The organism is Haloferax namakaokahaiae (assembly GCF_042663225.1).
In the GTDB taxonomy this organism is placed as follows: Archaea; Halobacteriota; Halobacteria; order Halobacteriales; family Haloferacaceae; genus Haloferax; species Haloferax namakaokahaiae.
The window spans coordinates 343,574-355,659 of record NZ_JBHTAA010000005.1 but is presented as its reverse complement, the minus strand read 5'-3'; the positions used below and the strand labels follow the sequence as shown (position 1 = coordinate 355,659).

At 62.3% G+C, this 12,086-nt stretch carries 13 protein-coding genes; 5 read left to right on the top strand and 8 right to left on the bottom strand.

All coding sequences use genetic code 11. The features are described 5' to 3' along the window. Window positions 1-31: 31 nt before the first annotated feature. The 5 genes from ACFQJC_RS09250 to ACFQJC_RS09230 all read right to left on the bottom strand — a co-directional run bounded on the left by ACFQJC_RS09250 (window position 32) and on the right by ACFQJC_RS09230 (window position 6,862). Window positions 32-1,135: an ABC transporter permease gene (locus ACFQJC_RS09250; RefSeq protein WP_390223040.1), complete on the bottom strand. Its 1,104-nt coding sequence runs from the start codon at window positions 1,133-1,135 to the stop codon at window positions 32-34. Next, a complete protein-coding gene (locus tag ACFQJC_RS09245; protein ID WP_390223039.1) occupies window positions 1,132-2,394 on the bottom strand; it encodes an ABC transporter permease in 1,263 nt (420 codons plus the stop codon). The genes ACFQJC_RS09250 and ACFQJC_RS09245 overlap by 4 nt, the downstream gene beginning before the upstream one ends. Further along, window positions 2,391-3,950 carry an ABC transporter ATP-binding protein gene (locus tag ACFQJC_RS09240; protein ID WP_390223038.1) on the bottom strand — a complete coding sequence of 520 codons (1,560 nt, stop codon included), beginning with the start codon at window positions 3,948-3,950 and terminating at the stop codon, window positions 2,391-2,393. Before ACFQJC_RS09240 ends, ACFQJC_RS09245 begins: the two co-directional genes overlap by 4 nt. A 217-nt stretch (window positions 3,951-4,167) precedes the next feature. Beyond that, entirely contained in the window at window positions 4,168-5,307 is a 1,140-nt protein-coding gene (locus ACFQJC_RS09235) for a BMP family lipoprotein (protein WP_390223037.1), read from the bottom strand. Window positions 5,308-5,500: 193 nt separating this feature from the next. Then, the gene (locus ACFQJC_RS09230) at window positions 5,501-6,862 is read right to left on the bottom strand and encodes a phosphopentomutase/phosphoglucosamine mutase (RefSeq protein ID WP_390223036.1); all 1,362 of its coding nucleotides are present in this window, start codon (window positions 6,860-6,862) and stop codon (window positions 5,501-5,503) included. 105 nt (window positions 6,863-6,967) lie between these two features. Here ACFQJC_RS09230 and ACFQJC_RS09225 point away from each other — a divergent pair, with 105 nt between their 5' ends. Then, entirely contained in the window at window positions 6,968-7,246 is a 279-nt protein-coding gene (locus tag ACFQJC_RS09225; protein WP_390223035.1) for an acylphosphatase, read from the top strand. Window positions 7,247-7,300: 54 nt separating this feature from the next. Then, window positions 7,301-7,540: a DUF8132 family protein gene (locus ACFQJC_RS09220; protein WP_390223034.1), complete on the top strand. Its 240-nt coding sequence runs from the start codon at window positions 7,301-7,303 to the stop codon at window positions 7,538-7,540. 453 nt (window positions 7,541-7,993) lie between these two features. On the opposite strand, the gene ACFQJC_RS09215 is transcribed toward ACFQJC_RS09220, so the two are convergent. Beyond that, a complete protein-coding gene (locus ACFQJC_RS09215; protein WP_390223033.1) occupies window positions 7,994-8,728 on the bottom strand; it encodes a DUF429 domain-containing protein in 735 nt (244 codons plus the stop codon). Window positions 8,729-8,749: 21 nt separating this feature from the next. Next, the gene (locus ACFQJC_RS09210; RefSeq protein ID WP_390223032.1) at window positions 8,750-9,439 is read right to left on the bottom strand and encodes a winged helix-turn-helix domain-containing protein; all 690 of its coding nucleotides are present in this window, start codon (window positions 9,437-9,439) and stop codon (window positions 8,750-8,752) included. A gap of 348 nt (window positions 9,440-9,787) precedes the next feature. Here ACFQJC_RS09210 and ACFQJC_RS09205 point away from each other — a divergent pair, with 348 nt between their 5' ends. The 3 genes from ACFQJC_RS09205 to ACFQJC_RS09195 all read left to right on the top strand — a co-directional run bounded on the left by ACFQJC_RS09205 (window position 9,788) and on the right by ACFQJC_RS09195 (window position 11,611). Beyond that, complete coding sequence (locus ACFQJC_RS09205) at window positions 9,788-10,219, top strand: DoxX family protein (protein WP_390223031.1); 432 nt, start codon at window positions 9,788-9,790, stop codon at window positions 10,217-10,219. An 84-nt stretch (window positions 10,220-10,303) separates the two neighbouring features. After that, the gene (locus ACFQJC_RS09200; RefSeq protein WP_390223030.1) at window positions 10,304-10,885 is read left to right on the top strand and encodes a flavin reductase family protein; all 582 of its coding nucleotides are present in this window, start codon (window positions 10,304-10,306) and stop codon (window positions 10,883-10,885) included. 69 nt (window positions 10,886-10,954) lie between these two features. Further along, on the top strand, window positions 10,955-11,611 hold the full coding sequence (locus ACFQJC_RS09195; RefSeq protein WP_390223029.1) for a hypothetical protein: 657 nt from the start codon (window positions 10,955-10,957) through the stop codon (window positions 11,609-11,611). On the opposite strand, the gene ACFQJC_RS09190 is transcribed toward ACFQJC_RS09195, so the two are convergent. Then, the gene (locus ACFQJC_RS09190; RefSeq protein ID WP_390223028.1) at window positions 11,608-12,066 is read right to left on the bottom strand and encodes an SRPBCC family protein; all 459 of its coding nucleotides are present in this window, start codon (window positions 12,064-12,066) and stop codon (window positions 11,608-11,610) included. The two genes, ACFQJC_RS09195 and ACFQJC_RS09190, sit on opposite strands and share 4 nt — an antisense overlap. Between the last annotated feature and the right edge of the window lie 20 nt (window positions 12,067-12,086).

Below are 12,086 nucleotides of genomic sequence, written 5' to 3'. Positions count from 1 at the left end.
GTCGAACCCGGTTCGAACACCGAATCCGAACTTATCTGTTGTCGTCGCCCGTGTCGTAATGCTCACCCGCGGCCGCCGGGATTCGCGTGCGCCCGACGAGCGCGAGGACGACGATGACCGTGACGTACGGAATCGTCTGGATGAGCGAGTCCGGAACCGCGTAGCCCGGAACCTGCTGGAGTCGAATCTGAACGGCTTCGAGACCCGCAAAGAGGAACGACGCGCCGAACGCGCCGAGCGGGTTGTAGTTCCCGAAGAGGTACGCGACGATTGCGATGAAGCCCTTGCCGTTGACCATCGTCTGGTCGTTGCCGATGAACTGGCCGAGACCGAGTGACAGCGCCGCGCCGCCGATGCCGGTCAGGAATCCGGAGAGGAGCACGCCCGCGTAGCGGACGCGACTGACATCGACACCGACCGTGTCGAGTGCTTTCGGGTTCTCACCCGAGGCGCGAACGTGGCGGCCGAACGCGGTTCGGTTGAGGACGTACCACGAGGCCGGGACGGCGACGAGCATCATGTACACCGAGGGGTCGGCGTCGAACAGCGCGCCGAAGAACGGAATGTCGGAGAGGACGGGAACCGTCCACGTTCCCAGCGACGTGCCGAGGTTGTTGGTGTTGACGCCGCCGTAGTAGACCGTCGCGGCGAACGGTGCGAGACCGAGGGCGATGAGCCACACTGCGAGACCCGCGATAATCTGGTCGGCTTTGAAGCGGATGCAGACGACGGCGAACAGCGCCGAGAAGAGCACCGACGCGAGGATGCCCGCGAAGAAGCCGATCCAGAGCGCCGGCAGGCCGACGATGGTCATCTGCGGGCCGACGATGGCCGTCGTGATGACGGCCGTGAAAGCCGAGATGATGAGCAGACCTTCGAGACCGATGTTGACGATACCGGCCTTCTCGGAGAAGATGCCGCCCAGTGCGGCGAAGGTAATCGGCACCGCCAGACGCAGCGCCGACGAGAGCGTGCTGCGACTGGTGAGGATGCCGAAGAGGTTGGCCCAGATGCTCTGCGGGAAGACGACGCCGAGGATGGCGATGAGGAGGAAGACGCTCACCGCACCGCCGACGAGCGTCGCTCGGTACGATAGTTCGGTGTCGCGGAGTCGGTCGATTGTTGTCGTGCTCATTCGTCGTCACCTCCGAGGAGGGAACCGCCATCGGTCGCCACTTCTTCGCGCTCGGGTTCGAGGTTGACGTACGACCCGAGCATGCGGAAGAACTCCGGCATGGCGACGAAGAGGATGATGAGGCCGCGGAGCACTCCCACGAGTTGTTTCGGGACGCCGGTCTGGAACTGCACCGCGAGCGACCCGGACTTGAGCGTCCCGAACAGGAGCGACGCGGGGATGATTCCGAACGGGTTGTTGCCCGCGAGAATCGTCACCGTGATGCCGTCGAACCCGAGCGAGGGGACGCCCGCCTGGAACTTGCCCATGACCATGAGCACCCACACTGCGCCGCCGATGCCACCGAGTGCACCGGAGAGGAACATGCTCATGACCGTCGTGCGCTTGGCATCGACGCCACCGTACTCGGCGGCTTCGGGCTGTTCGCCGCTCGTCCGGAGGTCGTACCCGAACGAGGTCTGTTCGAGCAGGTACCAGACGACGACGACGAGCACGAGCGCGAACACGAGCGCGAGGATGGAGAAGTCACCACCCTGCGGGAACGCGACCGGAAGGAGGGTCGCAAAGTCCGGCAGGGGCGTCGTCTCGACGACCTGCGAGTCCGGGTTGCGGAAGAACTCGCTGACGAGGACGAACGCCACCTGCGCGGCGATGAAGTTGAGCATGATGGTCGTGATGACCTCGTTCGCGTCGGCGTAGGCCTTGAGTGCGCCCGGAATCGCGCCGTACAGGCCGCCGACGAGCGCGCCGACGAGGATGGCGAGTGGAATCAGGATTAGCCCACCGAGGACGCCACCGGGGAGAATCGGCGCGACGAAGAACGCGAACAGCGCCGTCGCCAACGCGCCGAGGATGAGTTGCCCCTGCGTCCCGATGTTGAACAGGCCCGCACGGAACGCGACGGCCACCGAGAGACCGGTGAAGATGAGGAGCGTCGCCTCCTTGAGCGTGAGTGCGAGTCCGAAGTTGAGCGGGTTCCAGTTGGGGTTCAGGAGTTCCGGCGAATTCAGTAGGAACGGTTCGCCGAGCGCCCCGTTGAAGAGGACGAGGTACACGTCCACCGGGTCGTAACAGAAGCCGACGCCGAGAATCGTCGTCGCGGCCGTCTGGCACGTCGCCACTCGTCCGGAGACGAGGACGATGACCGCGCCGACGACGACTGCCATGATGAGCGCGGCGAAGCTGATGAGGACGCGCTCTGCGGCCGAGGCAGAGGTGAGACGGCGGAGGATTTCCTGTGCGTTCTCCTTGGCGCTCATTGGGCGTCACCAACCGTTGCGTTCGCCTCGTCGGCGTCGGTGTCGGGTCGTTCGCCGGCCATGAGCAGGCCAATCTCTTCTTCGGTCGTGTTGCGTGGGTCTACGATGTCCATGAGTTCGCCGTCGTGCATGACGCCGAGGCGGTCCGAGAGTCCCTGCACCTCGTCGAGTTTCGAGGAGATGAGGAGTACTGCTTTGCCCTCCGCCCGGAGGTCCAACAGGCGTTCGTGGATGAACTCCATCGCGCCGATGTCCACCCCGCGAGTGGGGTGTGTGGCGACGACGAAATCGGGGTTCCGTTCGAACTCGCGGCCGACGATGAACTTCTGCTGGTTCCCGCCGGAGAACGATTCGGCGTCCGCGTCGGGGTGCGGCGGCCGAACATCGTACGATTGGATGATATCTTCGGCGTGTCCGCGTGCGCTCGGCCAGTCGATTGCACCGCTGTTGGTGAACTCGGGGTTGTGTTGGCTCCCGAGAATCCCGTTCTGGACGAGGTCGAAGTCCATCACTAAACCGCGTTCGTGGCGGTCTTCGGGGACGTACGCCATCCCGTCGTCGATGCGAGAGCGACGAGAAGAGTGCGTGATATCGCGGCCCTTGTAGGTGACGCGACCCGAAGTCGGGTTGCGAAGGCCGGTGATGACCTCGACGAGTTGTGATTGGCCGTTGCCATCGACACCCGCGATGCCGAACACTTCGCCCTCGCGGATTTCGAACGACACGTCGTCCACGGCGGGGATGCCGCGGTTGTCGTTGGCGTTGACGCCCTCGACGGAGAGCACCTGCTCGCCCGGTTCTCGGGGTTCGCTCTTGGGTTCGAGCAGGACTTCGCGGCCGACCATCAACTCGGCGAGTTCTTCGCGCGAGGTCTCCTTGGCATCGACCGTGCCGACGTTCTTGCCGTCGCGGAGGACGGTGATGTCGTCGGCGGCGTGCATCGCTTCACCGAGCTTGTGGCTGATGAAGATAATCGTCTTGCCCTGCGCGGTGAGTTCCTCGAAGACGGCGAACAGCTCTTCGACCTCCTGGGGTGTCAGAACTGCCGTCGGCTCGTCGAGGATGAGGATATCGGCACCGCGGTAGAGTGCCTTGAGAATCTCGACGCGTTGCTGGACGCCGACGCTCACGTCTTCGACGGTGTCGTCAGGGTCAACGTCGAATCCGTATCGTTGTGAAAGCTCGACGACTTCTTGGCGCGCGCGCTCCCGGTCAACGGTGGTTCCGAACCACTTGCGCGGTTCGTTGCCGAGAACGATGTTCTCAGCAATTGTCATGGGGTCAACCAGCATGAAGTGCTGGTGAATCATCCCGACACCGGCGGCGATTGCGTCCCCAGGGTTGTTGAAGTCCTGCGGTTCGCCGTCGATGTTGACAGTCCCCTCCGTGGGTTCGTAGAGTCCGTAGAGGACGTTCATCAACGTCGTCTTCCCGGCCCCGTTTTCACCCAGAAGTGCGTGCACCGTGCCTTGCTCGACGGTCAGGTCCACGTCGTCGTTGGCGATGACGCCGGGGAACCGCTTTGTAATCCCGTCGAGATGAACGGCGGTGCTCATCTTGAACCTCTTTTCGAGGGGGTTCGCTTAAACTCGTGGGATTCGCTTCGCTTCGGTAGCCTTCCGCACGGGTCTATGGCCCTGTGCGGCGAATTGGACGATTCAACGAGAGAGATAGTTCGGTAGGGTGACGTACGAAAGCGGCAATATTCGCCCCCGAAGATGGCCATCGCTGGTTGGCTGGGACGCGCAGTAAAAAGCGTGAAATCGGGTCCGCTTATTCGGTCGTCGTCGGGACGTCGATGTCGCCGGCGATGATGGCTTCGGCGGACGCGTCGAGTTCGGCCTTGATGTCGTCCGAGATGTCGGCACCGAGTTCGGCACCGTAGGCGACGCCGACACCCTCTTCTTCGAGGCCGAGGGTGACCGCTTCGCCGCCGTTGAACGAGTCGTTGACCACGTTCTCGATGGACGTGAAGACCGCCGTCTCGACACGCTTGACCATCGAGGCGAGGATGACGTCGGCGTAGTTCGGTTCGGTGATGGACTGGTCGGAGTCAACACCGATGGCGAACTTGCCCTGCTCCTTTGCGGCCTGGAAGACACCGAGACCGACGCCACCGGCGGCGTGGTAGACGATGTCTGCGCCGTTCTCGTACATCGAGGTCGCAATTTCCTTCCCCTTCGCGGAGTCGGAGAACGAACCGGCGTACGCGACGTCAACGGAGATTTCCTCGTCGGCGTAGGCGACACCGGCCTCGAAGCCAGCCTGGAACTTGCGGATGAGCGGTGCATCGACACCACCGACGAAGCCGACGTTCTTCTGGTCGGGGTTCGTCGAACCGCTGCCTGCGGAGAAGTCCTGGGTCGTGAGCAGACCGGCGAGGTAGCCGACCTGGAACGAACCCTGCTCTTCGCGGAAGACGTAGGACGCGACGTTGTCCTGCTCGACGACGCTGTCCACGATCATGAAGTTCTGCTCCGGGAAGTTCGGTGCCGTCTCGGTGAGCGCAGACGCCTGCGCGAAGCCGATACACGAGACGAGGTCGTAGTCCGGGTTCGACGACTGTGCGAAGCGGCGCTGGAACTGCGGGAACTCCTCTGCCGCAGACGGCTGTGCTTCGTCGTAGGCGATGCCGAGTTCGGACTCAGCCTGATCGACACCGCGCTTTGCGGCGTCGTTGAACGACTTGTCACCGAGACCGCCGAGTGCGTAGACCATGCCGACGTTGGCCGATGGTCCGGACATCTCCTCTTCGGTGGTCGTCTGCTCGCCACCGCTCTCGGTGGTCTCTTCGCCACCGCTCTCGGTCGTCGTCTCTTCTTGGCCGCCTTCCGATGGGCCGCCGCCCGTACAACCTGCGAGGCCAACGAGACCTGCAACCCCTGCCGATTTGACGAATGTTCGTCTGTCCATGTCTATGAACTCCTATTGATATCGGGGTAGTGAAAATTGGATAAAGGTGTCGTTTCTCACCGCAGACACACCGTAGATACACACAACTCTGCACTCTAACTGCACAAGTGCGGAGTGTCAACTATTCGCGTTCGGATAGTTGTCTCCCGATTTTCAGCGAAACAGACACATCAACGAGCGGCAATTTCGCCGCTCAGGCGGCGTCGATTTCGGCTTCGACGACGGCGCTCACGCGTGCGACGAGGTCGTCCACGTCGTCGGCTTCGGCGTAGACGCGGATGTAGGGTTCGGTCCCCGAGGGGCGGACGAGCGTCCACGATGCGTCGGGAAATTCGAGTCGGACGCCGTACTCGGTATCGAGCGATTCGGGGTCCATCTCCTCGGGCAGCGACGTTTCGAGTGCCGCCATCGCTGGCGCTTTCTTCTCGTCGGGGCAGGTGATGCTGATTTTTCGGTAGGGGCGCTCGGTGACGGGTTCGCGCAGGCCGTCGAGACCCGACGCGGCGACGAGACGCGTGATGAGCGCCGCGGAGGCGACGCCGTCTATCCAGCCACCGAAGGCGGTGTGGATGTGTTTCCACGGTTCGGCGGCGAACACCACGTCACCGCCCGCGGCGCGGGCGCTGGCGATACCCTCGTGGAGCGCGCCGAGTCGGACGCGCTCGACGCGGCCGCCCGCCTCGCGGACACGCTCGTCGATTCGACCGGAGGCGTTGGGCGTCGTCACCACGACGGGGTCCGCAACGTCGCTCACGCGGACGTACTGCTCGGCGACGATGGCGATGATCGTGTCCTCGTGGACGACTTCGCCCTCGCTGTCGATGATGACGATGCGGTCGGAGTCGCCGTCGTGACCGATACCGAAGTCGAATTCGCCCTCGGCGACGAACGCCCGGAGGTCTCGCAGCGTCTCGGGGGTGGGCTTGGACTCGCGGCCGGGGAAGTGGCCATCGACCTGCGCGTTGAGCGTGACGACGTGCGCGCCGAGGTCGCGGAGCACCTGCGGCGTCCCCAGCGCGGACATGCCGTTCCCGCAGTCCACGGCGACGTTCAGGCCCTCCGCGGGTTCGCCGTACTGTTCGGCGAATTCGACCACTGCCGCGCGGTAGGCATCGAGCACGTCGGCGTCGCCGCTCGCGCCCCAGTCGTCCCACGCGACGGGAGATGCACCCGCTTCGACGCGCTGCTCGATATCCCGTTCGAGGTCTCGGTCGTACTCCTGCCCATCGACGAACATCTTGATGCCGTTGTCGGCCGGCGGGTTGTGCGAAGCGGTGAGCATGACGCCGCGGCGACCCTGCGAGGCGAACGCGAGCGTCGGGGTGGGAACGACGCCGATACGAGTCACGTCCGCGCCCGCGGAGAGCAACCCCGCTTCGACGGCCGCGGCCAGTCCTTGCCCGGTGGTTCGACCGTCTCGGCCGACGACGAACTCGGTTTGCCCGTCCGATTCGAGTGCGGCGAGTCCGGCGGCGCGTCCCACCTGCAGGGCGAGTTCGGGCGTCACCCGAGTCACCACGGGACCGCGAATACCGGCAGTGCCGAAGAGTTCCATGCTCGTGGGTTGTATGGCCCGTACTTAGATACTCACGATTCGGTCGGCGGTCGTGAGAGTATCGCAGACACCACGCCTTTGGGTTCGGCCGGCGAACACGAATCCATGAGCGACCGAACCCGTGCACACGTCTTCGTCAGCGGCCGCGTCCAAGGAGTGTACTACCGCGCGACCACCCGCGACACCGCCCGCGACCACGGCGTCGATGGCTGGGTGAAGAACCTCGACGACGGCCGCGTCGAGGCCGTGTTCGAAGGCGAGCGTGAGGCGGTCGAGTCGATGGTCGAGTGGTGTCACGACGGCAGTCCGATGGCGAACGTCGAAGGCGTGGCAGTCACGTACGAGGACCCGGCGGGCGAACGCGGGTTCGACGTTCGGTACTAACTGGTCTGAAAAACGGCCAAATCGTTAAAGAGGTTCTCCGATAGTTGAACGTCTATGAGCTTCCGTGGGGACACTCGTGGGATAGGAGTGGTACGGCTGTTCTTGACAGTCGTATCGAGTATCGGACTTGGAATAGCGCTTGGTTCGTCGTTTCTCATCGTTCGCGGCCCGTTTCTCGGCGGCCCAGCACTGGACCCGTTCCCGATGATGGGCGCACTTGCCGCGTTCATCGTCGGCATCGTCGTCACCTCGTGGGGGACGACGCGAATGTTCGGTATCGGAACCGGCGCATAGCAGTCAGACGAGGGGTTCTACGCGTCCCGTTGTTCGATCGGCGTCGGGTGTCACGCCGAGGTCCGTGGTGGGCGGACCGAGTGGCGCGAACGGGTCGGTTCCGTCGAATCGGTCCCAGAGCGCGAGCCCAGTCGATGATGACGCCGGCTGTAAGCGAGAGTTCGGCTCGGAGAACGTCGCCGACTCGTTTGACCCGTCGGCTGTTGGGTATCGAATTCACGCGAGGATTCGGGTGGCACAGGCGTGGCCGTCCACTTTGACTGACTGACTGGCTGGTACTAAGTCACGCAGTGGGCGTACATTGGGCGGTGAGTTATGGATACAACGACCACGCCGGATAGTAAGTTGAACACCATGCATAAAAATCTTCTTGTAGTGGACATACGAAACCCTATTGGGGAATACATATTATATTGATGAGCTAGTTCGGGGTATTTCTGAATGACATTGAAGTCACATCTCCCGCGTCGAAGTCAGTGGTTCGTGAATCGCCATCGGGAGTCCCGTCGCGTCTGTCGGCGGTGACGCCGGGTGCGATTCCAGTGGCCGTCGGGCGCTCGCCGCGAGTACCAGTGCATCGATGACGTCGTCGCGTGCGACGTCTTTTCGGTACGTCTGTGCCACCGTCTCTCGGTAGACCGCTTCTGGGTCGGCGTCTCCAAACTCATCTCGCAGGAGTTCGAGACGGCGACTCCGACCAGCCTCGGTCGATTTCTTCGCCGAAAGTGGCTCACCGGCGAACGCGCGAAAGGCGAGTTCTGGGTGCGCTTCGAGAATCCGGCCGCGTGCGTCGGGGTGTGTTTGCAACACCGCATCGACTTCACGGATTTTCGGAACGAGATGCCACGCCTGAACGGAGAGTCCGTACCCGCTTTGGGCTCGATTCACGGCGCTCGCACGTTCGTGTGTGGATTCGTCGAGGACCGCACGGACCGGTGCGTAGAAGACCGTCGCCGCACGGGAACCCATCAACTCGCGGGCAATCGAATCGCACGACCTGCGACCGGTTTCGGGGAGACCAATCGGTATATCGACGAGCACTCGCTCGGCGTCAAGTTCGACCGCCAGGTCTCTCACCACAGAAAATGAATGAAGTGTTTCGATGTGAAGGGCGTGAGCAGTCGTATACGCACACACCCACCCGGTTCGACAGCCATCGACCCCGACGACGCTCGGTGGTGTCGTCATAGGGGCCGGTTCGTCCCGAAACTAGTTAACACGCCCTTCGATGGGGGCAGTAAGAGCAACTTCTTGGCACGACTCCGCAAGTTCGGTAATCGATTCGTCGAATCCTAACTCGACGGAGACGAGGAGGTCGGTCTCCGAATCTAGTTGGACTCTGACGATGAGGGCGTCTTCGAGACCGTAGACCACGAACTGGATGTCACCTGCTGGACCACCGCCCGTGTCCGTATCGACCGGTTCACCGTTCGTGAGCGTCGAAACCAACGCTTTGAGCGTCTCGGTGTCGTAGTCTCTCGACAGTTCGTCGGCGGTGAAACAGACCCACGTCTGGTCCGGTTCACACCAGACGATGCCACGCAGTTGTCCTGCGTATGCGTTGGTGAGTTCGGTGACTAAGTTGGTGTTCGGAAACTCGGTCGGTTCGACGACCGCAAGTTCGCCGAGGCGGTCAACTGCGACTTTCTTGTACGCAGCGACACCGAGGTCGGTCAGTCCGTACAGTCGGCCTTTTTGCTGTGATTCGGGAACAAGAAGTTCCACGATGTTCTTCTCACGTAGTTCTGAAAGTGCACGGGATACGTGCGGTTGGGCGAGCCCTGTATCCGATGCGATACGGGAGGGGAGACCGGACCCGTTTTCGTCGAGATACTCGCAGACGGCGAGTCGATACCGTGAACTCGCAATGTAGCCTGCTGCGTTCCAGGCTTCACTCATGGGTTTCACCCCAATTTCGATTTGCATTCATGTCAATCACGTCCCAATTACAGTCGTGTGTCAGAGGGGGTATATCTTTCGGCAAAACACACACGGTAGTTACCAGGTAAGTACCGAATTCGAGAGTCTCAGTCGAGATTGACATACCACGGAGTTATATCAACCATTAAAGGTATGGTCATCGCCGCCCACGTGACGGTTTCGTCACCTGGTACGCCGATAGTAACCCGGTGACATGTATGCCAGCAAACATATATGGGGGTGCGAGGGCGTATTAGGTAACGTAATGAGAACAGCCAGCGTTACGACGGACCGTCAATCGAACACGGCTACGACGGAGGACGGCCGATGACTACCGTGCTCCAATTCGCCGCACCGGGCGCAGACGTTGCGTTCCTGCTCGCTCGCGTCCTCTTCGGCGCGGTCATCGCGTTCATGGGACTCAATCACTTCATGAACGTCGAGCAGATGACGGGCTACGCGGAGATGAAGGGCCTCCCTGCTCCTCGACTCGGCGTCGTCTTCTCCGGCGGGATGCTCGTCTTCGGCGGTATCGGAATCGCACTCGGTGCGTTCCCGGCGCTCGCAGCGGGTGCAGTCGCGCTCTTCATGCTCGTCTCGACGCCGTTGTTCCACGACTTCTGGGCGGTGCCCGAAGACCAACAACAGAGCGAGATGACGAACTTCCTCAAGAACGTCGTCATCCTCGGCGGGTCGCTCACGTTCCTCGCGCTCAGTAGTAGCACGTGGTCGTACGCGCTCGGTCTCGGCCTGTTCTAACGGCACAGTTTCTTCCCACGTCCCACCTTTTGTCACCAGTATGTACACATCACAGCACACCACCGTGAGCGCGGAGGTACACTGATGGAAGGGTCGCCAACCGAGTTCGGCTCACCGTATCGGCTCCTGTCGGGTGCGGTCGTTCCCCGGCCCATCGCGTGGGTGAGTTCACGCGGCGAACCCGCCGACAATCTCGCGCCGTACAGTTTCTTCACCGTCGCCAGCATCGACCCGCCGATTCTAGTCTTCGCACCCGTCGGTCACGGCGATTCGTTGAAAGACACCCCGCGAAACGCTATCGAACACGGCGAGTTCGTCGTCAACATCGTCACCGAGGACCTCGTCGAAGCGATGAACCAGACCGCGGCGACGGTTCCGGCCGACGTTGACGAGTTCGACCACGTCGGCATCGAGAAGGCCGAATCGACGGTCGTGAACGCGCCGCGCGTCGCGGACGCCCACGTCTCGTTCGAATGCACGCTGTACGACAGCATGGAAGTCGGCTCTTCGACGCTCATCCTCGCCGAAGTCGTCCACGCACACGTCGCCGACGACGTGCTGACGGATGGAAAACTCGATACGAAGAAGCTGGACGCGGTCGGGCGTCTCGCCGGGAGCGAGTACGCGAAGTTGACCGACCGGTTCGAACTCGTTCGCCCGTCGTAGCGCGTCTAAATTTCACATTTGGTAATCTCGCGGAAAATTTATCTCACGGCACGCTGTCTCTGTGGACGAATGAGTGACGTATCGCTGGAGAACGTAGTCTCTTTTCTCGAGATTGATGACCTCACGACCGTCGTCGAGCGACTCTACCGCGCCCGTGGTGAGCGTACCAAACGGGCCGAACGAGACGGCAAAATGTTCCTCTTTGCTGCTCCCTCCGACGCAGACGCGCCGAGGGAAGTCGTGTGGGTCGATGTGACGGCCGATTTCAGCGAACACGCCGCGTCGGCGTTCGCAGAACGCTGTGAAGACCGCGGTGTGGACGGGACTATCATCACGACTGGTGACGAGGAAGACGCGAGGGAGACGCTCGCGTATGCGTTCGCAACCGACGAGCAACTCTCCGAACTGGGGGAAGACGACGACCCCGAGACGTTCGAACCGGAACTGCTCGTTCCGGTCGAAGAGGTCGAAGTCCCCCTGGAACTCGTCGGAATTTCGGACCTCGTCGAGGAACTCGAAGCCAACGAGATGGGCGAACAGATAATCGACGAGTACCACGAACCCTTCGAACCGGAGTTCGAAGACGTCCTTCGAGAAGTCGATGAAGAGGAGGCGGCGGCGCAAGCGGCCGAAGCAACGGCGGAATCGAGTAGCACTGGGTTCGCCCTCGCGGCAGTCGCCCTGCTCGTCGTCGTCGTCGTCGTTCTCTTCCTGTTCGTCTTCTAATCGGCGTCCTCCGACGCCCCGGTGGGTTGGTCTTCTGTGCGTGCGAGCGTGGCGATTCGTTCGAGAGCGACGGCGCAGACGGCCGCGTAGGGTGCCGCCGCGAGTGGGACTTCGAACGAGACGAGACACGAATCGACACCCCACGGTCGGACTCTGTGGCCCGTCGCAGGAATTCCGGCGATTCGCCACGTCCAGCGGTTCCGTTCGTACGTCTCGACGGTAAACGGAACCCACACGCCCGCGACGCGAACCTCGCCGTGACTTCCCGCTTCGATGCGGCCGGCGACTCCTCGGACCGCCGAGACGCTCGGTCCCCACGCTGGCCAGTATTCGACGTCGGTCAGGAGCCTCCAGCACTCCGCTGTGGATGCCGATATCACGCGCGAGACGACGAGTCGCCGCCCGTCTGGCGTCTGTTCGAGACGCGTCCGCATCTCACCGTACCCGCCAACCATGGTCCTAGTATGATAATAAG

Excerpts from the sequence above, each read along its gene's own strand:
- ACFQJC_RS09250 (WP_390223040.1), bottom strand. The coding sequence starts at position 1,135 with ATGAGCACGACAACAATCGACCGACTCCGCGACACCGAACTATCGTAC.
- ACFQJC_RS09245 (WP_390223039.1), bottom strand. The coding sequence starts at position 2,394 with ATGAGCGCCAAGGAGAACGCACAGGAAATCCTCCGCCGTCTCACCTCT.
- ACFQJC_RS09240 (WP_390223038.1), bottom strand. The coding sequence starts at position 3,950 with ATGAGCACCGCCGTTCATCTCGACGGGATTACAAAGCGGTTCCCCGGC.
- ACFQJC_RS09235 (WP_390223037.1), bottom strand. The coding sequence starts at position 5,307 with ATGGACAGACGAACATTCGTCAAATCGGCAGGGGTTGCAGGTCTCGTT.
- ACFQJC_RS09230 (WP_390223036.1), bottom strand. The coding sequence starts at position 6,862 with ATGGAACTCTTCGGCACTGCCGGTATTCGCGGTCCCGTGGTGACTCGG.
- ACFQJC_RS09225 (WP_390223035.1), top strand. The coding sequence starts at position 6,968 with ATGAGCGACCGAACCCGTGCACACGTCTTCGTCAGCGGCCGCGTCCAA.
- ACFQJC_RS09220 (WP_390223034.1), top strand. The coding sequence starts at position 7,301 with ATGAGCTTCCGTGGGGACACTCGTGGGATAGGAGTGGTACGGCTGTTC.
- ACFQJC_RS09215 (WP_390223033.1), bottom strand. The coding sequence starts at position 8,728 with ATGACGACACCACCGAGCGTCGTCGGGGTCGATGGCTGTCGAACCGGG.
- ACFQJC_RS09210 (WP_390223032.1), bottom strand. The coding sequence starts at position 9,439 with ATGAGTGAAGCCTGGAACGCAGCAGGCTACATTGCGAGTTCACGGTAT.
- ACFQJC_RS09205 (WP_390223031.1), top strand. The coding sequence starts at position 9,788 with ATGACTACCGTGCTCCAATTCGCCGCACCGGGCGCAGACGTTGCGTTC.
- ACFQJC_RS09200 (WP_390223030.1), top strand. The coding sequence starts at position 10,304 with ATGGAAGGGTCGCCAACCGAGTTCGGCTCACCGTATCGGCTCCTGTCG.
- ACFQJC_RS09195 (WP_390223029.1), top strand. The coding sequence starts at position 10,955 with ATGAGTGACGTATCGCTGGAGAACGTAGTCTCTTTTCTCGAGATTGAT.
- ACFQJC_RS09190 (WP_390223028.1), bottom strand. The coding sequence starts at position 12,066 with ATGGTTGGCGGGTACGGTGAGATGCGGACGCGTCTCGAACAGACGCCA.